The organism is Lyngbya sp. CCAP 1446/10, from assembly GCF_026130175.1.
Classification (GTDB): domain Bacteria; phylum Cyanobacteriota; class Cyanobacteriia; order Cyanobacteriales; family Microcoleaceae; genus Microcoleus.
This window is the reverse complement of sequence record NZ_JAIGNI010000070.1, coordinates 1-21411: the sequence shown is the minus strand read 5'-3', so window position 1 is coordinate 21411 and position 21411 is coordinate 1. Positions and strand designations below refer to the sequence as shown.

The following is a 21411-nucleotide window of genomic DNA, read 5'->3' as shown; positions in this document are numbered from 1 at the left end:
TATGAATTTAGCAACAGCGTCCCTTGCTCAAAGTTCAATAAATGCTGCTCAACTTTGGCATCAACTAGAGTCAGCAGAAAGCTCAGAAGAAATTGACCAATTGCTGCAATCCCTTTGGCAAACCCAAGAAACCCAAGAACTCGCTGTTGATGCCCATGCCGACTTAGCCGATCAAATTGATGCTGAAATTGCAAGCATTACAGCCCGGATGCAGTATTTGATTGAACTCCATTCAAAAGCTATCAACAAACTCCAAGGCTGGAAAGAGCGGTTAGATCAAACTGTTCTCTACTTCAACGAATGTGGCATCTTAACTTCAGAAACTATCGGCAAACACCGCCGCATTACTGTCAAGGAAAATCCGCCCACTTGTGAAGTTTTGATTGACCCATCTCAACTGCCAGAACCCTATCGCCGAGTCGAAACCAAAACCATAACTTCGGCCGACAAAAAGGCGATTGCAAACGCTTGGAAACAAGGAATGCCTGTAGATGGCACTAAAGTTTTCTGCAAGCGCAAAGTAGTCTACAGCTTACTTCCCGGTAACAATTTGCACTCTCTTCAAGCCAACCAGACGCTTGAGAGCTTTTCTGAGGATAAAACGCAGTCCAAAAAACGGCGTTAGCCATCTTGTGAGGTGTCAGAAATGCCTGCTCTGACACCTGACTTATTAGACATCTCCGAATGAGAATGTGAAACACTTGTTTTGTAAGAGCGCCAATTTAATTGCGGTCAATAAGCTGTTGCGGTATTTAAATTGTATGTCAAACATCAATCAAACCATGAGTGGGATGGCTTTGAGCAGCGTCCCGAATATTCAATTTAAATGTGCAACAGCTTATCTATAGCTTATAGCCGTTCTCAGAGCGATGAGGTATGCAGAAACCCTGTATTATCAAGCTTTCCAGGTAACAATTCATACCTCACCTTTTTGAGAAAAGCTATATATTACAAATCAATCCAGTATTGAGGGTTTTCGACTTCTTCTTCGGTGACGTTGAATAACTTTGACACTATACCTTTAATAACCAGCTCAGCATCGAGGCTTAAACCTGCCAAATGCTGACTGGTTTCACCTTCTTCACAAACTTCGCGGACGAGTGAATCGCTGTCACTATCCAACCCAGAATTTCGCTGGTTTTTCATAGCCGTAGTTGTGCGAATAACTTTCATTTGTTTGCTACACCTTGGGATGGTCATTCTAATTTTAACACGATACTTTTCCATCCCAAACCCCTCCAATTGGAGGGGGTGACTATCACTCAGTAGCAGGAAGCCTTGACCAAACAATCTTGTCAAACTTTTAAAACTCGCATTCAGGAGTTATCAATGAGTAGAAGAAAACTTACCCCAGAATATCGCTCCACAGAATGGGTAGCTGAGGAAGGACTAAAAATCCCTGTCTTTGATATGTCGTTGACTGACGGTCGAGCCAAAGGGCGGTATCAAGCTGAATCAGAAGTGCTGCGTAATTCCGTGCTTGAGCTACTTTTTGAACCCGAAGAGTTAGCATCCCTAACCATCGTCAAACCAGACTCTGATGATAGCAGCCTCGACCCTCTCAAAAATATCGACTTCGGAGATGGCATTGCCAGAAGAGTTGCTTTCAGTTCAGGTAAAAATGTGTACTTTGCAGACATTGAACTCTCCAGCAAACTGTTAAGCATATTCAAAACTCAACCAGACCACGCTTGTCGCTACGGCTCACTGTTAGTTAGCAGTTGCAATCAAGGAGCTAAATTGTTAGATAGCTCCCAAGACGGCGAAACCCTGCGAGTTAAAATTGTTGATTCTCAAAGCCACGACTCTCGTGAAAAAGCTCAAGCCGATAAGTGGCAAACCGGAGACTGTCACGGTAAAATTTCACCGGCACTAGCCAAACAGATGGGAGGGAATTACAACCGACCTTTCCAATTTAGATTTGCCTGGATGCAAGAATGGGAGCAAGAAGAGTGCCATACTCCAGAAATTAGCTTTCTTGCCAAAGGAACATTGCTACCCGATTCAGAATTAACTGACTCTAAGGGTTACGATATCATTATGGATCGCTCCTCCATCAAAGGAGTTGCCGCTTTGCAATTAGCTGAATTGATTCCTTGCGGTAATTACGAATTTCCCAAAGCTGTACTAGGAAATCGAGGCAACGCCAAAGTAACTGAATACGAAAATTCCTGGCAATTTTCGATTTGGTATTCTGAATCAGCTATTGAGACTGACATCGCCACACCGACTAAAGTTGAAGCCAAAAAGCTAGCTGATTTACAAAACAATCGGCTGCAACTTGCTAAATACTTAGTGGAACAGCACGACAAAAAAGCTGTTTTTCAAGCTAACATTAACGAATCCGACAGCGGATTAGAGGATGAAGCAGATGAGAAAACTCAACGCAACCAATCCCGGCTCATATCAATTTTAAGGAACGACAAACTCGGTCAACTCCTCGACTTTCCCAAAGTCGTCGATTTTATGCAAGAACAACTGGCCCAAAAGTGGAAAGACTTAGCAATTAAAGGCGCAATTCATCATGGTTCAGCAATGGCTCAACCTTGTGAAAACCTCAACCCTGGTACAATTGTTGCCCCCCACTTGCGACACGGCACAGAAGTTATCGTTACCCGATACCCCATTGTCAGTAAAGATAACATCCGCCGCTATACAGTAGACAATAAAAGCCATCCTGAATTAATGCAGTACAAAGGGTGTGTTTTTATTCGCTCCGACCAAGCCATGCAGCATCATCAATGCGATTTTGATGGCGACCAATTAGTGATTACTCCTGCTTCCAAAATGCCGAATATTGCTTCTGAAACCAGGCACGCTAATCAAGATAATGAGTACGATGCAGTTGAGAAGCGAAAGAAAGTTGACTACAATAAAGCTACTGATAGTCATGGCGATCGCAAGTATACCAAATTGCGACAAATTGCCGTAGCGATCGCCCAAAACAAAATCGGCTGGGTTGCTACCTTAATCGGGAGAGTGCAATCGTCAGCAGCAGAACCGGGACAGCCAGAAAGTTTATTCAATCAACAGAAGCGTCAGCTTCTTGGAAAGCTCTTTGATGCCCTGCAAATTGAAGTGGACAGTCCCAAAAGTGCTACTCGCACCGAAGACTACCACCCCTCTTTGCTGTCCAAGGCTAAGCAGTGGTCAGAACAGCACCCAAGCTACCTATTTGACTACAAAGACGACCCCAGGCTTTACAAAACCGTACCATTACCTATAGGAGACGGCACCGCTATCAATTGTATTGCTAGGGAAGCTGTTAACCCAGAATGGGAACCGACTCGTCTAAAAAGCCGCCACCGCGACGAATTTCGCTATCTTTTTGAGTCTCCTTCCGACTTGGATGAACGAGAAAAATGGGAGAAATATTATGTCAGGTGGGCGCAAGATATTAAGGAACGCTATCGAGAAAGGATGGGCGAAATCCACTTGGAGTGTGGCACCGATTCTAAAGCAATTAAAGAAGCTGTCGGCAAACTATACGAGAGCTTAAGAGCCGATGTAACCGAAGCTTGGACTGACCCTGAAGAACGGTTTTTGGCTGCTAGTGCTATGTGGCATATCGAAACCGCAAATCCTAACTTAGAAGTTCCTAGCAAGGCTTGTAAGGAACTTTCTCGCCAACTGTTGATTGAATTTTACCTTGAACCTGAGTACGAGCGACTGCACGAAGCAATGCCAAAAGACACTTACATCCTGAGCGTCCCTTTCGAGGAATTTGAACGGGAGGGTAGCGGTAAGACGGTCAGGAGCAAGAAGCGACAGTCTGTTGGCAAAGAGTTAGCTGAACATTGGAAAGAATTGTTAGACAGCAAAGGCATTAAGTATGAAGCAACTTTGCATCCGAGCCTACCAATGGTCAATTTTGCCTTAATTGAACCGAGCGACAAACTGGTGGGAATTCTTGAAAATAAATTTGGTGGCAATGCCAACGACATCGACAGTTTGGACTTAACCTACCGTGATGGTCTTGGCCGCACCAAAGATGTTAGTTCCCGCATTGTAGCTCCTGCTGATTATACTTCAATACGCTTGGGTTAACGTTTTTTTGTCCTTGCGATCGCGCGTGAGAGCAATCTCCGTATCTTTTCGCATCATTTTTGACTCTCTTAACGGTTTTAACCCAAGCGTATTGGCTTTTGTATTGGCTTTTAAGGGGAAAATTGAGCCAACTGACCCAATTTTTATGATTTTTTTTGCTACTGGCCGGTTGGAAGCGCTGATTCAAGAGAGTCCGAAACCGGAGGATTTTGAGTTAGCGTGCGGTGGGTGGGGCGGATTAACAAGACTCTGGCGACTTACGAACGAGTGGCGGTTGAGAAGCAAGACGGGCAGATTGCTGAGGCTGTCAATTTTCTGGTGCGTCTAATAGAATTAAGAATTGTCACGATATCTGTGCGTTCTTTGGTAATTGCGGCGGGTATACTGTTGACAACGTTGGGTGTTGGTGCTTTGATGGGATGGATGGGTTTACTTTGGTTGCAAGGAAAGTTTGCGCCGGGGGAAGCGGTTCATTTGACTCAGGAGCAGGCGGAGGCTTTGCTGTGGGCGACTAGGGCTGAGGGGAAGTGCGATCGGAATTTGATGAAGTGGAATTCGGATGGTCTGACTAATTTAGAATGTAAAAAAGATGTCAAGCGTCTGGGGGTGACACTGGAGGTGGCGGGAAGGCAAGCTACTTCGGGATTTTGTACGATTTGGGTGGAACCTGTAGAAAAGCGTAAGTTTAGAGGATTGAACAATTGTGTGACTTTACCCAGCACTAGGAATAAAGACTAAGATTTGTAATTAAAAACTTTAGGATGGGACTACTAAAACTCATGATAAATGGAGTGATATTTAACACTAAAGAATTATTAGATTATATGAATTTAATGCAGGTGAATTCTGAGTTGCAGTATGAAATTGTTGAAGGAATTAAAAAGAATACAATGGCACTTAGGTTAACCTCTCATGTACTTCAACTAATTGATTGGAAAAATATCCTTATAGATCCTATTAGGAAACAGTTTCTTCCATTGCTATCTGAATATTCATTGCCACATCCTTCGTTAGAAGTTGATTCACTTTCAGAAATATCTTCGCAAGTTTCACCAGGAATAATTCATAGATATCCTAAAAAAATATTATTTTTGCTTACAAGTTTTTGTCCTATGTATTGCTCATTTTGTACTCGTAGTTATCTGGTTGGACCTAGCACAGAAACGCTATCCAAAATCAATCTAAATAAATCACTAGCCGACAAAATCAATGCTCTAATTAATTACTTAAAATCAAACAGTGATATCAATGATGTTGTTATATCCGGTGGTGATATTGCCTCTGTTGAAACAGGCATAATCGATAGACTTCTCGCTAACTTAGCTACTATTAAATCCCTAAAAACAGTAAGACTTGCTACAAGAACACTTTTATTCGATCCAAAAATATTTTTACCTAACACCTCATTTTTTGACATAATTACGCAATATTCTGATAAATTTAAACAGCGCAACATTGAGTTATCAATTCAATGTCATTTCAATCATCCAATTGAAATTTCAGAAGAATCTCAACAAGCTGCGCTCTCACTTTGGAAATCAGGGGTAATAATCCGAAATCAAACTGTTTTATTAGATGGTATTAATTCAACCATAGACTTACAAAAAAAGCTCATCAAAAAGCTTGTAGCTTCAGGTATTCAACCATACTACGTCTATCAAATGGACATGGTGGCTAATGCAGAGCATTTTCGCACAAATTTAGCAACTTGTATCAATATATCGAAAAACTTAACAGGAGTTTTTCCGGGTTTCCAACTTCCTAGATTTATTGTTGATTTGCCAGGTGGTGGAGGAAAAAGAAGCGTATATGAATATGAATTCTATGATCAAAAATATGGTATCTATGGATTCAAATCACCTCTAATATCTGGGGGTAAAATTTATTACTATTGCGATCCATTGCGATATCTAGAGCCTAATATACAAAAAGAGTGGACTGAGAAGAAAACTATTTCAAATTTATATAGCCTAAACTGATGGCTTATATGCTTATACTAAAAAATAACAAATTCAGTAGATAGGAGTCTTAAATGACTGTTGACAAAAACCATCCCGAATCTAATTTATTCCAATGGTTGTCAGGTATCCTTCCAGAGGAAGATTTAATTAGCTTTGAAAATTCCATTAAAAATAAACCAGGTAGAATAACCAATGGATATAAAGAGTTACTTCAAGGCTATGAGATAAAAAGTGCTAAAGAATTAATAACTGTGACTGAAAATTTAGAAGATGAATGCTATCATGGTTTGGTGAGTGCTTTGGAAATCCCATTTCTGTCATTTTGCGAACACCATTTCTTACCTTTTTTTGGAACAGTTGATATTGCTTATGAACCGGGCAAATATATTATTGGAATTGGCAAGTTGGCTAGATTAGTTGACTACAGAACAAAGAGATTTAATATTCAGGAACGAATTGCAGAGCAACTATGCAGCGATCTAATGGAATTTGGTCTAGCAAAGGGGGCTTTTGCTAGAGTGAAAGCTCAACATATGTGTCTTTGCTATCGCGGCCCCAAAAAACATACTTCTTTTAATGTTGTTTGCTACTGGAGTGGATCTTTTTTAGAACCTTCTAAAAAAACAGAGATTGATTTAATTCTTAAGCAATAGAACATTGAAACAAATGGAAGGAAATAGCATGGAACTACGACTAATATACAATCTACGAAGCGAACACCCAGGAAAAAAAGATGGCGCACCCTTTGATGTTGATGCAGACTGGGATATTCCAGATACAATTTACCAGATTAAAAAGACTTTACAAGAAGTTGGATTTAATGTCATTGATATTTGCTGCGACCATGAAATAGTTACAAAGCTTGCTGTTTCGGATTCGCTTGTATTTAGCATATGCGAAATGGTTGGAGGAGCATATAGAGAAGCATTAATTCCATCTTTGTGTCAAATATTGGGAATACCTTATGTATTTTCTAGTCCCGATGTGATGGTAAAAACCTTAGACAAAAACCTTTGCAATCTGGTGGTACAGCAATCAAAAGTAAGCGTACCCGATTGGCTATACATACAAAGTATCGAAAATGCAGAAGCACTGGCTTGTTTAAATCAATATCCCTATATTGTTAAGCCAGCCTTTGAAGGTAGTGGCATGGGAATTTCTGACCAATCAGTTTCATATAGCTACACTGAGTTGGTCAATCGTGTTGATTATACTATATCTGCTTATAAACAACCTATTCTAGTTCAAAGATATATTGATGGAATAGAGTTGACAGTTGGTATATTAGGTGAGGGAACAACAATTGAAGTATTAGCCCCAATTGTTGTTCATTTGCCTTGTAGCAAAGTTTATGGATATGAACAAAAAGAAAATGCTAGCACACAAGCAAGCTATTCTCTTAGCACTAATGACTTAATTAATAAAGAGATGATAGCTGTCTCAAAAAAAATATATCAAGTTTTGGGATGCAGGGATGCGGCTCGAATTGATTTTCGTTTTGATACAACAAGTGATACACTATACTTTATTGAAGTAAATCCTTTGCCACATCTGCATCCAGATATTGGGGATTTTTGTCGATCAGCTTATGGGGCTGGTTATTCTTATGAGACATTACTCAAAAAAATTTGCAACCATGCCATTCATCGAAGCAGTCATTAAGCAATACTTCGGACAGTTTTAGATATAGTCGAGTCTCCGAAACCATTGCTGGCTATATGTTGGACTATTTTTTCAATGTTTAAGTTCAGCCCTAAGTTTCAGAAAATGCGTAAAAAAGGGCAGGGCTTAGTCCGTAAGGCTTACAGGGCCGTTAAAAAACTGTCCGAAGTATTGATTAAGTATATACTATAAATAGTCAGTCAACCACAGGAGAGAATCAGTATCATATGAGTAGTGAAACAGAATGGGATCTGCTTGAGGAGGTAATAGTTGGGCGAGTAGAAGGAGCTATGTTTCCAAGTTGGGACATAATTCTAAGAAATACGATCCCGCAGAAAGCTCTCGCAGAATATGAATCTCAATTTTCAGGTAGGGGAACACCTATTCCTGATTATATTGTGGAAAAAGCAAGTATTGATCTTGAAAACTTCATGGATTTACTCAAGTCAGAAGGTGTCAAAGTTAGACAACCGGAGATATTTGACTTTCAGAGTGCATTTTCAACACCCATCTGGAAAGTTGAGTCTGGCGTATCTTGCGCGAATCCAAGAGATATTTTTTTAGTGATAAATAACTGTATTATTGAATGCCCAATGGCTGATCGCGGGAGATATTTTGAAGTATTGCCCTATAGAAAGATATTAAAAGAGCTTTTTAGTGCAGGATGGAATTGGGTATCTGCGCCTAAGCCAATCCTTAGTGATGAACTATATTCAATTAACTCCTCTGATAACTTTCCCTACTCTATTACGGAGTTTGAACCTACATTCGATGGTGCCGATTTTGTACGTTGTGGAAAAAATATTATTGGGCAAATTAGTCATGTAACAAATCACTTTGGTGTTAAATGGCTTAGAAATTTTTTAGGTGATGAATATAAAATTCATATCATCAAGTCAAAATGCCCAGAAGCTTTACATATAGATACAACAATTGCTCCCCTTGCAAATGGAAAGTTGCTGGTAAACCCCGAATTTGTAGATTCAAAATCTCTTCCAGATTTTGTTGATAATTGGGAAATTATTGAAGCCCCTAAACCCGATTATTTCATCACTGAGATCGGAGAATATCGAGTAGTTAGTGATTGGATGAGCATTAATGTTCTTAGTCTTGATGACAAAAGGGTTATAGTTGAAGAAAAACAAAAGTCATTGATTAAAGTCTTGAAAGATAAAGGGTTTGATCCGATTCCGTGTCCTTTTGAGAATTATTACATTTTTGGAGGTTCATTTCATTGTGCAACATTAGATATTTCTAGAAAGTCTAATTTATCAACTAGGGAAAATTAAGTGAATAAATATTACTCTTTAATTGAGGAAGGCTTAGATATAGAAAGTAGTGAAAATACTACTAAGCACCTTAATAAGTATCACTATGTCTCTGGAATGTTTAAAGAATTAGTATCTAATTTTCAGATTCAAGATTTCTTATCAACTGCACCATTAGAAAAAATTTTTAAATATGAAAACAATACAGATATAGGTGTATTTTTTCAAGAGCATGAAAATGAAAAATTACCATCTAAGGAAATTTTTATGAAAAATGTGGATATTCCTTTGCCTATTTGGGCAAAAGAGTTTCAATATCATTTATTATCTGAGTTATATAGTGAAAATAGTTGTGGTTGGTGTTTAGATTTATTTGTTTCTTCGGGTAAAGATGTATCTCTTGGGACACATATTGATAATGATGATGTTTATACCGTTCAGTTATATGGAACAAAGCATTGGATTTTAGATGCACCTGATCTATATAGATTGAAAAAACTCATTTATGCTCAATTGATTAAACGCTTATCTTCATCAGAGACTTGGGTCAACAATACTAATCAGCCTCTTGATTTTATTGACCCAACTATAATAATAATGCAGCCCGGAGACTTCTTAGCTATTCCGGCTTTTGCACTTCATAAAGTCACCACGTTAACAGAGGAATATAATCTATCTTTTAATGTTGGTATTCGTCAGGAATATTACTGGCAGAAATTTTTAGCGCAGTTGTAATAGGAGAAGTTGAATGAATAAACATTACTTTGTAGTTCAAAAATATTTAGATGCGAATATGGCTCTAGATAGAGTGTATAAATTTCAATATGAAGGTAAATGGTTTATTGGAATCAATACTGTATTTTCTCCAGTCGTGTTTGAAGATACCTACTTTTTTGCTAAACACATTCCGTCTAAGCCTAATGATCGATTTCTTGAAATAGGTTGTGGAACTGGATTTGTATCAATTTGTAAGGCATTAGATGGATCGAGTGTGACTGCTACTGACATTAATTTAGATGCCCTTACTAATACAAAAATCAACGCCATTTTACATTCAGTAGAACAAAAGGTTTGTGTCCTTTACTCTGATGTTTTTGACTCATTGAGTAAGTCTGATATTTTTGATGTTATTTTTTGGAATACCCCTTTTATTTTTAGTAAAACTCTTCCCAATACTTCACTAGAAAAAAGTGTTTTTAATTTTGAATATTCAAGTATTAAAAAGTTTATTGCGGAGGTTAAGAGCTATTTAAAAAGTAACGGACGTGCCTTTTTGGGGTTTTCTTCAACAAGCGGTGATTTCAGTTACTTGTACAATATATGCAACGAAAGAGGTATTGCTTTAAAACTGGTAGCTCAAAGCTTTCTAGAAGGGAATGATTATGAAGAAAAATTTAGCTTGGAATTGTACGAGCTAATATGAAACAATGACTAAATACATTACTTTGCATGATAACAACATACACCCCAAGTAGGTTGGCGCAATAAAATTAAACTATGTAAACTATTGTAAAGGATCTAAACGCCCGGTTTACATGGTTCGCGTTAATACCGCCGACCTACCTAAAACGCTTATTCGGCAAAAAAAAAATTAAAGAGTGCGTTGTCTGTGCTATATTAAGGGAGTGCTGTATTTTATTTGCAGTTACAAGGACAAAAAACAATGTTTGATAAAGAATCTCATCCTTTGACAAAGTTAGACTTTATAAAGGAACGAAAACACTGGAAAAAAGAGAATATTTTTATAGATGATTTTAAGTTGGAAATAGCTGGTCATCCCGTTATGGAAAGATGGGAGGAGCCTTATATGAAAAGGCTTGCAGAAATTGCGACTATGAATGGGGGAAAAGTCCTAGAGGTTGGTTTTGGATTGGGAATTTCAGCATCATATATTCAACAAAGTCCATTAGAAGAACATCATATTATTGAGGCTAACGATCAGGTTTTTGAACGGATGAAGTGTTTTGCAAAGTCTGCGAAGTGTCGCACTATTCTGCATTCAGGTTTTTGGGAAGATATTTCAAGTAAATTTGACGATAAGTTTTTTGATGGAATTTTATTTGATACATACCCTATTACACTTGAAGAACTTCATACTGCAAGATTTTCCTTTTTCTCAGAAGCTCATAGACTTTTGAAAAGTGGAGGTGTTTTCACGCACTACTCTGGAGAGTTAGACTTTACAGATGAATATACTCAATATCTTCATAAAGCTGGATTTAGCAAGTTTTCTGGTGAACTTGTTTCTGTAAATCCTCCGAATGACTGTTTATATTGGCGTAGCAATCAAATAATGGCACCAATCATTATTAAACCTTAACTTCATCCATTATTTAGGTGAAACTTATTTTTTCGATAGTATTAGTATTGTTTAGTCATGATCGATAAGTTAAACATGAAAGCTCAGTTTTTTGATATATATAATTTATTTCCTACCCAACCTTTTAAATTTAGCTACTCTATTGAGGATACAAGTCTGCTAACATTAAGTGAGGTTGTAAAAGCAGCAGCAGAATTACCGCGTCACTTGGTTGAATATTCTACTTTACCTTTTCAGGTCAAAGAGTTGTCTTATCCAGATATAGTAGGACTATTAAGTAGTACGAAATCATGGATTATTCTGCGACATCTGGAGCATATTCCAAGATATAAATCTTTGATGAATCAACTGCTTAATAAATTGATGGGATCAAATATTCAACTATCTAATCAATATTTTAATCCTGCTTCCTTTATTTTTGTTTCATCTCCAAATTTTGTAACACCATTTCATATAGATCCAGAGCATAACTTTTTGTTCCAAATCATAGGAGAAAAACAAGTATTAGTTAATGATGCTTCGATTGATCCGATAATTTCTTCATCAGAAATAGAAGATTATTATGCTGACGAATGTGGATATTCTCTTGATTTTCGTTCGGATTACTTATCTCGATTAATTCCCATGACATTACGTTCTAATGAAGGGGTATATATCCCTTTTACTTTTCCTCATATGGTATTCAATGGAAATGATATTTCAATATCATATAGCTTAACATTTCGTACAAAGATGTCAGAGCATCATCGGAAGGTGCATTTAGTAAATAGAGCTTTGCGTTTACTTGGCTTTAGACCTAGAAAATATGAAGTATCGGGTATTTCTGACTCATTAAAATATCAATTATTTCCACTACTAAATTTAATTAATCGATGAAAGTGGGAGATTCAGGTAAAATCTCAAAAATCTTCTGCGCGATCGCATTACCCAATTTCCTCGGCTCCAGCTTATGCAATCCACCCCCATACACGCGCCCTTCACCCATCAGCGTCTCATCATCCATGAGATCGAGAGCCTGTCACACCTTTTTGTATAATTCTGGCTTACCTAAAATAGCTTTGGCAAGAGCGGGTTTAGGATACAGCATCAAATAAACATTGGTAGCCGTTGCCCTTCAGTGATTCAGGATAAATCGAAAAGGTCTACCTCTATCAGTATTCTCCAAAAACAATACTTCCTCAACAAAAAACCAATTCTTCTTTTCCAACCTCAACATTCAAATTGGAAGATTTCCGCATTAGCCCTAACTGTCAGACCTTGATTTTAGACAGTTCGGGACAATTAGTTGCTTTTTCACCAGTAACACAAACAGACCGTTCTGGTTATGTTGACAGCCATTCGCGAGAAACTACCTCGCGTCAACAACAACAAGTAATCCAGCTTTCAACAGAGTATTTGGTTAAACATTTTGGCAATCTCACTGCTATTAACAGCAGCGAAAATCTTAACTTTATCAATAATGGCTCCAGGTACTTATTGCAAGTCAGACCTTTTGACAACTCCCAAGGCTTAAACTGGCTAATTGTGGCTGTTGTCCCAGAAACCGATTTCATGGACAAAGTTGATGCCAACACCCGCAACAATATGGGGCTCGTGCTGCTGGCACTGATTTTATCAATTGCCTTTTTGCTGTTCATTTCTTTCAGAATAGAACTGCGACTGCGACGGTTAATCTCGGCAACAGAGGCGATAGCTGGCGGCGATTTCGACTCAACAATTTCAGGTAGTGGCGTTGCCGAAATCGAAGCCCTAGCTAGAGCTTTCGAGGGCATGAATCGTCAGTTAAAAGCATCTCGCAAGCGCTTAGAAGACTATTCGGGCGATTTACAGCGCCAAGTCGCACAGAAAACAAAGGAACTCAAACAAGCTCAAATTGTCGCCGTTCGTGCTAATCGTGCTAAAAGTACATTTTTGGCCAATATGAGCCACGAATTGAGAACACCTCTGAATGCGATTATCGGCTTTGCCCATCTCCTTGTGAACTCTAAAAAAACTGCACCAGAACAGCAGTCGAGTTTAGATATTATCAATCGCAGCGGTGAGCATTTGTTGAAACTGATCAACGATATTTTGTCGCTGTCTAAGATTGAAGCGGGTCAAATTACCCTCGAATCAAATGCTTTTGACTTGTATAGCTTGCTCGATGACTTAGAACGGATGTTCCAACTCAAAGCTCAATCTAAAGCTTTGCAACTTGTTTTTGAACGCAGTTCTGATGTACCGCAATACGTGCGAACTGATGAAAGTAAGCTGCGCCAAGTTTTAATTAATCTGTTGGATAATGCTGTAAAGTTTGCGGAAGTTGGTAGGGTGAAGCTGACTGTAAAACTCCTTCAGTCTATGACTAAAAAACCGCTACCCAAATTCTTTCTTCAGTTCTCGGTGAAAGATACAGGCCGAGGCATTGCGCCTAACGAGGTTAGTAGTTTGTTCAAGCCGTTCGTACAAACTGAAACTGGCAGGAAATCACAAACGGGAACGGGTTTGGGATTGCCAATCAGCCGTTCCTTCGTCAAGTTGATGGGCGGCGATATTCAGGTCAAAAGCCAATTGGGGAAAGGAACGGTTTTTAGTTTTTACATTAAAGTCAGTCGTGCAACTAAGACCGAAGTTTATGGCAAACTGCCCCAAAAACAAGTCAAGAGGTTGGCATCCCACCAACAACAGTATCGCATTCTGGTAGCGGATGATGAGCCCGCCAATCGGTTGCTGTTAACTCAGATATTGAAGTCGGCTGGCTTTGTTGTGTTGTTCGCTGATAACGGAATTGAAGCTGTTAAGTTGTGGCAAAAGTACAAACCGCATTTAATTTGGATGGATTTGAGGATGCCGCTTTTAGACGGTTTTCAAGCTGCCCAAAAAATTAGAGCACGGCCGAACGGTTCTAATACTAAAATTATTGCTTTGAGCGCTAATGCTTTTGTTAAAACCCAGGAACTCGCCATGTCGAACGGCTTCGATGACTTTGTTGCTAAACCGTTCCGAGAGGCAGTAATTTTTGAGAAGATGGCGCTTCATTTGGGTGTTCGTTATATCTATGAGGAGAAGTCACTGAGGAAGTCCAGAGAGGATGAGCCGGCCCAGCAACTGACTCCTGAGTCGCTATCTGTGTTGCCGAGGGAGTTGATTGAGAAGCTTTATAAAGCCGCGGCGAGTGGAGACGAGCAAGTTGTAAGGCTGTTAATTGAGCAGATTCCCCGCTCCCAGAAACAAATTGCTGGGGCTTTGACCAAGTTAGTTGACAATATGAGTTTAGATATCATCAGCGATTTGACTCAGAATTGCATTTCGGCTGATTGTACGATCGCCAAATCCCAAGATTGTTCTCAAAATTAACTCGGTTTTTAGAGTCCTACCTCATATATCAATATATGAAGTTTGACAGAACGGGCGATCGCCAAATCCCCAGACAGTGCTCAACGTTAACTCAATTTTGAGAGTCTGTACCTCAGATATCGATATATGACGTTCGGTAGATTGTACGATCGCCAAATCCCCAGACAGTGCTCAAAATTAACTCGGCTGTGAGAGTCTGTACCTCAGATATCGATATATGAAGTTTGACAGAACGGGCGATCGCCAAATCCCCAGACTGTACTCAAAATTAACTCTACTGTAAGAGTCTGTACCTCATATATCGATATATGACGTTTGGCAGAGCGGGCGATCGCACTATTCCCAGACTGTACTCAAAATTAACTCTACTGTAAGAGTCTGTACCTCATATATCGATATATGACGTTTGGCAGAGCGGGCGATCGCACTATTCCCAGACTGTACTCAAAATTAACTCTACTGTGAGAGTCTGTACCTCATATATCAATATATGAAGTTTGACAGAACGGGTGATCGAACTTAAATTTTTCTTGACAGTCTTCCCTTCTACTAAACTTAATCAAATTTGCTCGGCAGACTAAATATTAAGTTACTGCTTCAAGGTGTGGCCGAACGGTGATTAGCGGCGATGCCTTCTCATATATTGATATCTGATGTCTGCTAGCGATATATGATGCTTAAATCATCTACATTCAAAATTATGCAAATTCGACTAGCAGTTATCAGCAATGCTGGCGGCACTGGCAAAACCACACTTTCAGTTCACCTCGCCTACGAACTGGGGTTAAGGGGTTTGAAAGTAGCCATTATGGATCTCGACCCCCAAGGCTCCCTGACCCTTTTTTGCGGTCTAAATCCGCCAGAGCCAGAACACACACTGTCCGCCATAATGCGAGAAAGCTTCAACGGCTCTTGGCCTCTTACTCCTACCTGGAGTTCCCACACCAATAATGTAACCGTTTGTCAAGGCGGAATGACACTGACACAAACAGCAGACGAGTTAGTTCTGCACAAACGTGGCGCTTATCTTCTAGGCGATTGCCTGAGCGACTATCCTTTGGAACACGACCTAATTATCTTCGACTGCCCCGCTACCCTCGGCCCCTTGCCCTTGATGGCACTAACCGCTTGCACTCATATAATAGTGCCCGTACAGCTCGAACCAAAATCAATTCAAGGAGCAGCTCACCTGCTGGAGTGGTACTACCACCATTGCAAACAATTACGCCTCAAGCCCCAACCAGAGATTTTAGGGTTTGTACCCAACCAATACGATACTAAACGAGCCGTCCACCGACAACTTTTAGAGTCATTGCCAGCCCAGTTAGAGCAAATGAATATCCGCGTTTTTCCACCAATTCGGGACAGTGCAGAATTTGTCAATGCCAGCGGTCAAGGATTGCCCTTACATATTTACCGCCCCCTTCACCCAGCTTTAGGCGACTTCAAAACAATTGTTAAGCACCTGGCTACCTTAATGGGAAATGAAGTTGCTCCGGCTGTTGCCAAAAAAGGCAAAAAAAAGAAATAGTATTTGATTCCTACTCACAACTTGCTCGCCCCACGAAAACGAGTCCTTCGTTTCTGAGGGAGAGCCATGAACTCATTTTTTTCAATCCAAATCTAAAATCTAAAATCTAAAATCGCTATGGCCGCTCGTAAAGCTCCAGACCTAGGAAATTATTTTTCATCCGCCAAGCAGTCAATGCACCTCTCTGAAGCTGAAACCGAGATTCAGGAACTCAAAGCAGAAATTGAAGAACTGCGAAAATCTGGTTCGACAGAATTGGAATCTCAATTGACTGCACTGCGAGAACAACTAGAATCCGCCAGCGGTATCCTCTCCATTTCAGTAGACCAAATTCAGCCTAATCCTGAACAACCCAGACAGACATTTTTGCCGGAAAGTATCGAGTCCATGTCCCGCTCCCTCGCTAGTGACGGACAACTGCAACCCATTATCTTGATTCAACGGGGAGAACTCGTGATATTCGACGGAGAGCGGCGCTGGCGCAGCGCTAAAAATCTGGGCTGGGAAACTTTACAAGCTGTGATCGTTCCAGAACCCGCGGCTTTGCACCGCAAAGCACTGCTGACTTCCCTGCACCGGGAAGATCTCAATCCCCTCGATAAAGCAGAAGCTATTGTGCGGGAGTTGTCTGAAAATACGGGTTTGGAAGCTGCAACTATCCCCCGCATTCTCTCGACAGTGGTGCGACGCTTGAGCGCGCAAAAACGGATGAACTTGGTTTCCGAGTTGGTGACGGTGGCACCTGACGAGCAGCAACAGGGTTGGGCCGCTTTGGGTTTGGATGAACAAGAGTTGGCCGTTTTGCGGACACTGTTGGATTTGCAGCTCAATCCCGCTTCTATCGATGCCAACATTTTCCCGATGCTATCTTTAGCTGATGACCTGAAGACGGCTATGAGAAAATTAGGACTTAAAGGGGTTCATGCAACGGCTCTTTCTAAACTCTCTGCTAAAAATTTGGGGTTGTCTGAGTCCGAGGCACAGTCGATTAGAGTTAATGCGACTACCCAAGTTATCGCTGAGAAATTGTCGGCAGTTCAAACTCGTAGATTGGTACAGGAAATTATTAGTTCTACTCTCAATTCCCCAGAGGTCGTCCGGCAATTCAAGCAGGTTAAGCAAGCAACTGGGAACTTGAAAAAGCTGTCGCCAGAAATGTTGGAGCAAGCTGAAGTTGATCAACTGGTGGAATTGCAGGATGTTTTGCGCCAAAAACTAGCGGAGATTGAAGCGGTATTGAAACAAAGTGCGATCGCAAAAAAATCTCCCTAACCATAATGATCTCGGCGTTTTTGAGAAAAGCGAAAACAGGCGATGGGGTGTGCGAGAAACGAACAAAGATTTTTGTCTGTAGAACCGCTTTGACATCTTTTGTGAAATCCTTACAGGGGAACCTGTCTAGCCTAAATTTAGGATTCTACTGATTCGGTCCAAACCAACGTTCTGGTAATCAGTCTGGAAGAGATCTCAAATGGGTTATATAACGATTTAACCTGTTTTTATGCTTAGTTGGGTGGGTGTAGTCCTGCTGAAACAAGCAACCGACGTAAGTTAACCACGCCTGGCCGATTGAGTTTAAGAGCCTCAATTGTTGCGGAACCGCAGGGAGTTTTGCCAATAATCTGAGTAAAACCCTCGTTCCAGTCAAAGTGGTCTGACCAAACCTGTTGACGAGGATTGAAGAGAGCTACAATCTGCCCCGTTTGCGGATCAGTGTAGGTTGTTCTGGAATATTTGCGACCATTGCAGCCAAAACATGACCAGGCTAAATTCTCGGCAGTTGTTTCCCCATCTGCTTGACGTGGCTTGATGTGATCTACTGTAAAACTATCGGGTGAGAAGTCTTCTGGGCATTGGCAATATTCACAATAGTTCTTTGCTCGTTCAGCAACCGTTTGCCGAAGAGCAGCAGAAACTCGATCGGAGTCAGATGGCATGGCAAGGTAGAGGCTCCTCCTTCAATTCATTATTTAGGATGGTCAGATCAATATTCCTCAATTTAGCCAGTTGTATCAAGGCTTCAAGTCGTTCTACCCTCTGCTGCTCTAGTAAGTCTTCATAGCCAATGAGTTCTTGCTGTTCTGCTTCTGTGAGTTCACTCCACTCGCAGCGGTCACGCAACGATTTTAACCGCTTGTGTTCCTCGACTGGAAGGCAATACTGGATAATCTGGAGTAACGAAGCTTCTTGAGAAGCGATCGTTTGCTCAGAAGGTTCTGCTAAAAACTCTAGCAGTTGCACAACGGCTGTCAGCCTTTCGGTTGGCAGTCTGTCAATGAGGGCGATCGCTTGGGCGCGAATATTTGGAAAGGATGTCATCTCAAATACTATCCTATCTAGACTTGATGCTATTTTAGCAGGAGAACACAGTACACCAGCCGTTCTGGTTGGCATTTCAAGTTTGGGCGCTCGTAAAAACCTGGACAAAGCTACTCTATTGTCCAATAATAAAGAGGCTTTCAGTTGGAAGGGCTGCGCCGTGAAGATTCAAAGGAATGGGCGCGCTAAGATTTTGACACCAGCCGAAATCTCTAGGCTGTTTGACCGGGGTTTTATTACAGCAAGAGACAGGCTTTTGTTTGCTATAACTTTTTACTGCGCCTGCCGCATTTCTGAGGGGTCAATTTTAACAACTCAAGACCTTTTTCGCGATGTGGTGACGCTGCCAAAAGCGACGACAAAAGGTTCGTCAGCAACGCGAACGCTGTCGCTACATCCCATGTTGGCTAAGTATTTAAAGGCTTACAATAGTAATACCAATTCTCCAAAGTCATGCAACAGTAGCCAAGGCTGATAGAATATAATTCTATCCTTAAACACTAAAATCATTGTAGCATACTTTTGGAGAACTGGTATAATAACAAAATTACGTTGTTGATACGCAAGTCAAGCGCGCTCGCGCCGGCTGTATGTGGGTCGATCCAAAGATCCTTTGAGGCTATCGAATTCGATATTGTCCTGCCCTTTACTGTTGCCCAAGTTTATACATATTTCGGAACCGACAGCATTCAGCATCAAACAACAACTTAACCGTTCCCGTTCCGCCCGAAGCGCCCTTTCAATCCAATAATCTCAGCGGTTCCCCTATCAGGAGAATCCGGATTGTAATAGTCATCCCTGTAAACTCCAAGCACCACATCCGCATCCTGTTCAATTCCACCAGAGCCGAAGCCAAATCCGATAAAGTCGGACGCTTATTCGCGCGAGTCTCTACTCCCCGATTGAGCTGAGAAAGCAGCACAACAGGCACATCAACCTCGCGAGCTAAAATCTTCATCTGCCGCGTAATTTCGCTGATTTTATTGACAGCATTGTCATCCGCCGAATTCACCATTAATTGCAGGTAATCAACAATTACCAAATCCAGAGGGCCACGCTCGCAAACAAACTCTCTAACTCTGGAACGAATCTCCTTTGGAGACGGTTCCAAAGTTTCATCAATCCAAAAATCAGCATCGCTAACTTTCCCCAAAGCGCAAGCTAGCAGTTCATAGTTACCAGCTAGGTTAACTTGCCTGATATCTTTCACCGGCACCCCACTCTCAAGTGCCATTAGCCTCGCTGCCAAGTCCCGACCAGGCATTTCCATCGAAAACATCAAAACCCGCCCCTTGCCCGGAGGAGAAACAATACGATACCCAAGAGCGCAAGCCAAAGCTGTTTTGCCGCTGCCCGGACGACCTCCTAGCACTGCGGAGTTCGCCTCGATAAAATCCACCTCCCAATAATTCATTAAGGTCGTAAAAACCCGTGCTGATTCCAGGGGAGTAATTCTCAGTCTTCAAGCGCTGTTCCTGAATTTCATCTAGATATAGCCAAAGTTTTTGGCAGTATTCGGAGAGGGGTCTGATGGCCTGCTGTCGCTCTTCCTTATACTTATTGAGGGCAAAAATCTTTTGATCGGCTTTATTGAGTACCGCATCCAATTCTGTGCTAGTCTCATAGCCAAGCTGCACTATGTCATTTCCAGCTACTATTAACGATCGCCGGACAAATTTGTCCATAACTAGGAAAGCATATTGGTCGATATTGACGGCTGAAACAGTGTGGTCTACCAGCATAGCTAGTTTAGTATGACCTCCCACCAATTCTAGCACGTTGCGGTCAGCGAGGAAAGTGGTGACGCTCATCAAATCTGTTGGCTTCCCCAGAGAGTGCAGCGCTTCATAGGCTCGATAAATCTGTTGGTGGGCTGTAATTGCAAAAGCTTCGGGACGCAGAATATTTGTAACTCGGTTAATAGCGATTGGGTCGATTAGAATTCCACCTAAAATCGCTTCCTCAGCCTCAAAGTTAGTCGGCATGAGTTCGCTAACTGCCATATCAGATATCCTCGCTTAAAGTTGTTTTCAATTTGTTTGTCGGCGTAGAAGTTGTCTACCTAACGGGTAAGCTGCCATGTTTACGCCTAAACAGTTGCTGTTAGTTCAATACGCTTGGTATAACACCATCTAACTTTTCAAAGATGCCTATACTTACTTACCATCACATCGTGATACATAATTAATTTAATAGCGCGTTAATTCAAGCCTATTAAGTGTTGACTAATTACGAAAAAAGTATGTACAAACCTCAACAACTAAAGCTTTGAACCCGATTTATACAGTAAAAATATAGCAAAGATTATGACAGCTTAATTAACGTCAACTATGGAATGAATCGCCTAAATTACTCCAACTATCTCAAGTCAAAACCAGAAAAAGTAGCGGTCGCGGTTCTCTATCTTTTTTGTGAGAATCGGATTAAACCGCTATTCTCGCTAAGCTTTCAAGTTACTTGTAACCCCTTGGCTGTTAATTGGCTGAGGATATATTTGAAGTCGTTAGGAAATCGCTGCATCCACTGTGCGTAAACTTGCTGCTGAATCCCTAGCGCGGCGAAAGCCTCTTTACCCAATTCGGCTAACTGCCGGAGTAACTCGGAGTGAGTTTCTAACTGCATATATTCGGGGTCAGCATAAGGCTCAGTTATTCTTGCTGACTGTGCAGAAGAAGCACCTCTGAGAGTTAGAGAAGAAACAGTGTTTGTTGGGGTCGATTTTTGACCGAAAAGCGAGATGCAAGCCCCTGGCTTTAGACATGGGGATAAGTCGGCAGCGGTTTCAACCGCCTTCAGTATTTAACAAAGCTTAATGCTGAATTAGTACCATATACAGCTTAATGCTGTATAACTATAGTATGAGCATTAAATACAAGTCAAACAAAAACATTGTCTACTCTTGCAAATATCACATCGTGTGGTGTCCCAAATATCGTCGCAAGGTTTTAATTGAAGGCGTTGAGACTC

20 protein-coding genes and 2 pseudogenes are annotated in these 21411 nt (G+C 40.9%); 15 read left to right on the top strand and 7 right to left on the bottom strand.

Going from position 1 to position 21411, the window contains the following annotated elements; genetic code table 11:
* The first annotated feature begins 1 nt into the window (after position 1).
* Positions 2-625 carry a siphovirus Gp157 family protein gene (locus K4039_RS23195; RefSeq protein ID WP_265238877.1) on the top strand — a complete coding sequence of 208 codons (624 nt, stop codon included), beginning with the start codon at positions 2-4 and terminating at the stop codon, positions 623-625.
* A 323-nt stretch (positions 626-948) separates the two neighbouring features.
* Here K4039_RS23195 and K4039_RS23190 read toward each other — a convergent pair whose 3' ends face one another.
* Positions 949-1173 carry a hypothetical protein gene (locus K4039_RS23190; RefSeq protein ID WP_265238876.1) on the bottom strand — a complete coding sequence of 75 codons (225 nt, stop codon included), beginning with the start codon at positions 1171-1173 and terminating at the stop codon, positions 949-951.
* A 156-nt stretch (positions 1174-1329) separates the two neighbouring features.
* Between K4039_RS23190 and K4039_RS23185 the strand changes: the two genes are divergently transcribed.
* The 13 genes from K4039_RS23185 (at position 1330) to K4039_RS23125 (ending at position 17397) form a co-directional block, all read left to right on the top strand.
* Complete coding sequence (locus tag K4039_RS23185; protein WP_265238875.1) at positions 1330-4047, top strand: hypothetical protein; 2718 nt, start codon at positions 1330-1332, stop codon at positions 4045-4047.
* Between the two features lie 219 nt (positions 4048-4266).
* A complete protein-coding gene (locus K4039_RS23180) occupies positions 4267-4785 on the top strand; it encodes a DUF6753 family protein (RefSeq protein WP_265238874.1) in 519 nt (172 codons plus the stop codon).
* A 23-nt stretch (positions 4786-4808) separates the two neighbouring features.
* Positions 4809-6026 (top strand): KamA family radical SAM protein, encoded by a 1218-nt coding sequence (locus K4039_RS23175; protein ID WP_265238873.1) that lies wholly within the window; start codon positions 4809-4811, stop codon positions 6024-6026.
* Between the two features lie 53 nt (positions 6027-6079).
* Positions 6080-6661, top strand: a complete 582-nt coding sequence (locus K4039_RS23170; protein ID WP_265238872.1) for a GTP cyclohydrolase I — start codon at positions 6080-6082, stop codon at positions 6659-6661.
* A gap of 28 nt (positions 6662-6689) precedes the next feature.
* Positions 6690-7670 (top strand): ATP-grasp domain-containing protein, encoded by a 981-nt coding sequence (locus K4039_RS23165; RefSeq protein ID WP_265238871.1) that lies wholly within the window; start codon positions 6690-6692, stop codon positions 7668-7670.
* A 227-nt stretch (positions 7671-7897) separates the two neighbouring features.
* Positions 7898-8959 carry an amidinotransferase gene (locus K4039_RS23160; RefSeq protein ID WP_265238870.1) on the top strand — a complete coding sequence of 354 codons (1062 nt, stop codon included), beginning with the start codon at positions 7898-7900 and terminating at the stop codon, positions 8957-8959.
* Positions 8960-9673: a cupin domain-containing protein gene (locus K4039_RS23155; protein ID WP_265238869.1), complete on the top strand. Its 714-nt coding sequence runs from the start codon at positions 8960-8962 to the stop codon at positions 9671-9673. It abuts the gene before it with no gap.
* Positions 9674-9686: 13 nt separating this feature from the next.
* On the top strand, positions 9687-10361 hold the full coding sequence (locus tag K4039_RS23150) for a methyltransferase (RefSeq protein ID WP_265238868.1): 675 nt from the start codon (positions 9687-9689) through the stop codon (positions 10359-10361).
* Positions 10362-10601: 240 nt separating this feature from the next.
* Positions 10602-11258 (top strand): class I SAM-dependent methyltransferase, encoded by a 657-nt coding sequence (locus K4039_RS23145; RefSeq protein WP_265238867.1) that lies wholly within the window; start codon positions 10602-10604, stop codon positions 11256-11258.
* Positions 11259-11333: 75 nt separating this feature from the next.
* On the top strand, positions 11334-12134 hold the full coding sequence (locus K4039_RS23140) for a hypothetical protein (protein WP_265238866.1): 801 nt from the start codon (positions 11334-11336) through the stop codon (positions 12132-12134).
* A gap of 345 nt (positions 12135-12479) precedes the next feature.
* Entirely contained in the window at positions 12480-14594 is a 2115-nt protein-coding gene (locus tag K4039_RS23135; RefSeq protein ID WP_265238865.1) for an ATP-binding protein, read from the top strand.
* A 700-nt stretch (positions 14595-15294) separates the two neighbouring features.
* Positions 15295-16125: a ParA family protein gene (locus K4039_RS23130; RefSeq protein WP_265238864.1), complete on the top strand. Its 831-nt coding sequence runs from the start codon at positions 15295-15297 to the stop codon at positions 16123-16125.
* 117 nt (positions 16126-16242) lie between these two features.
* Positions 16243-17397, top strand: a complete 1155-nt coding sequence (locus tag K4039_RS23125) for a ParB/RepB/Spo0J family partition protein (RefSeq protein WP_265238863.1) — start codon at positions 16243-16245, stop codon at positions 17395-17397.
* A gap of 233 nt (positions 17398-17630) precedes the next feature.
* On the opposite strand, the gene K4039_RS23120 is transcribed toward K4039_RS23125, so the two are convergent.
* The 6 genes and pseudogenes from K4039_RS23120 to K4039_RS23095 all read right to left on the bottom strand — a co-directional run bounded on the left by K4039_RS23120 (position 17631) and on the right by K4039_RS23095 (position 21066).
* Positions 17631-18062 carry an HNH endonuclease gene (locus tag K4039_RS23120; protein WP_265238862.1) on the bottom strand — a complete coding sequence of 144 codons (432 nt, stop codon included), beginning with the start codon at positions 18060-18062 and terminating at the stop codon, positions 17631-17633.
* Positions 18052-18519 (bottom strand): hypothetical protein, encoded by a 468-nt coding sequence (locus tag K4039_RS23115; protein ID WP_265238861.1) that lies wholly within the window; start codon positions 18517-18519, stop codon positions 18052-18054. Before K4039_RS23115 ends, K4039_RS23120 begins: the two co-directional genes overlap by 11 nt.
* A gap of 632 nt (positions 18520-19151) precedes the next feature.
* Positions 19152-19259 (bottom strand): hypothetical protein, encoded by a 108-nt coding sequence (locus K4039_RS23110; RefSeq protein ID WP_265238860.1) that lies wholly within the window; start codon positions 19257-19259, stop codon positions 19152-19154.
* Positions 19260-19354: 95 nt separating this feature from the next.
* Positions 19355-19858, bottom strand: a pseudogene (locus K4039_RS23105) (DnaB-like helicase C-terminal domain-containing protein); the annotation flags it as partial.
* A gap of 328 nt (positions 19859-20186) precedes the next feature.
* A pseudogene (locus K4039_RS29995) lies at positions 20187-20429 on the bottom strand (DnaB-like helicase N-terminal domain-containing protein); the annotation flags it as partial.
* A 463-nt stretch (positions 20430-20892) separates the two neighbouring features.
* Positions 20893-21066 carry a hypothetical protein gene (locus K4039_RS23095; protein WP_265238858.1) on the bottom strand — a complete coding sequence of 58 codons (174 nt, stop codon included), beginning with the start codon at positions 21064-21066 and terminating at the stop codon, positions 20893-20895.
* A 236-nt stretch (positions 21067-21302) separates the two neighbouring features.
* On the opposite strand from K4039_RS23095, the gene K4039_RS23090 reads away from it, so the two are divergent.
* On the top strand, positions 21303-21411 hold a 109-nt coding region (locus K4039_RS23090; RefSeq protein WP_265238883.1), incomplete at its 3' end, for a transposase.

What these genes read in the sequence shown, in the direction of transcription:
- K4039_RS23140 (WP_265238866.1), top strand. Translation starts at nt 11,334, where the DNA reads ATGAAAGCTCAGTTTTTTGATATATATAATTTATTTCCTACCCAACCT.
- K4039_RS23120 (WP_265238862.1), bottom strand. Translation starts at nt 18,062, where the DNA reads ATGCCATCTGACTCCGATCGAGTTTCTGCTGCTCTTCGGCAAACGGTT.
- K4039_RS23150 (WP_265238868.1), top strand. Translation starts at nt 9,687, where the DNA reads ATGAATAAACATTACTTTGTAGTTCAAAAATATTTAGATGCGAATATG.
- K4039_RS23095 (WP_265238858.1), bottom strand. Translation starts at nt 21,066, where the DNA reads ATGCAGTTAGAAACTCACTCCGAGTTACTCCGGCAGTTAGCCGAATTG.
- K4039_RS23125 (WP_265238863.1), top strand. Translation starts at nt 16,243, where the DNA reads ATGGCCGCTCGTAAAGCTCCAGACCTAGGAAATTATTTTTCATCCGCC.
- K4039_RS23190 (WP_265238876.1), bottom strand. Translation starts at nt 1,173, where the DNA reads ATGAAAGTTATTCGCACAACTACGGCTATGAAAAACCAGCGAAATTCT.
- K4039_RS23170 (WP_265238872.1), top strand. Translation starts at nt 6,080, where the DNA reads ATGACTGTTGACAAAAACCATCCCGAATCTAATTTATTCCAATGGTTG.
- K4039_RS23195 (WP_265238877.1), top strand. Translation starts at nt 2, where the DNA reads ATGAATTTAGCAACAGCGTCCCTTGCTCAAAGTTCAATAAATGCTGCT.
- K4039_RS23115 (WP_265238861.1), bottom strand. Translation starts at nt 18,519, where the DNA reads ATGCCAACCAGAACGGCTGGTGTACTGTGTTCTCCTGCTAAAATAGCA.
- K4039_RS23165 (WP_265238871.1), top strand. Translation starts at nt 6,690, where the DNA reads ATGGAACTACGACTAATATACAATCTACGAAGCGAACACCCAGGAAAA.
- K4039_RS23185 (WP_265238875.1), top strand. Translation starts at nt 1,330, where the DNA reads ATGAGTAGAAGAAAACTTACCCCAGAATATCGCTCCACAGAATGGGTA.
- K4039_RS23175 (WP_265238873.1), top strand. Translation starts at nt 4,809, where the DNA reads ATGGGACTACTAAAACTCATGATAAATGGAGTGATATTTAACACTAAA.
- K4039_RS23160 (WP_265238870.1), top strand. Translation starts at nt 7,898, where the DNA reads ATGAGTAGTGAAACAGAATGGGATCTGCTTGAGGAGGTAATAGTTGGG.
- K4039_RS23130 (WP_265238864.1), top strand. Translation starts at nt 15,295, where the DNA reads ATGCAAATTCGACTAGCAGTTATCAGCAATGCTGGCGGCACTGGCAAA.
- K4039_RS23145 (WP_265238867.1), top strand. Translation starts at nt 10,602, where the DNA reads ATGTTTGATAAAGAATCTCATCCTTTGACAAAGTTAGACTTTATAAAG.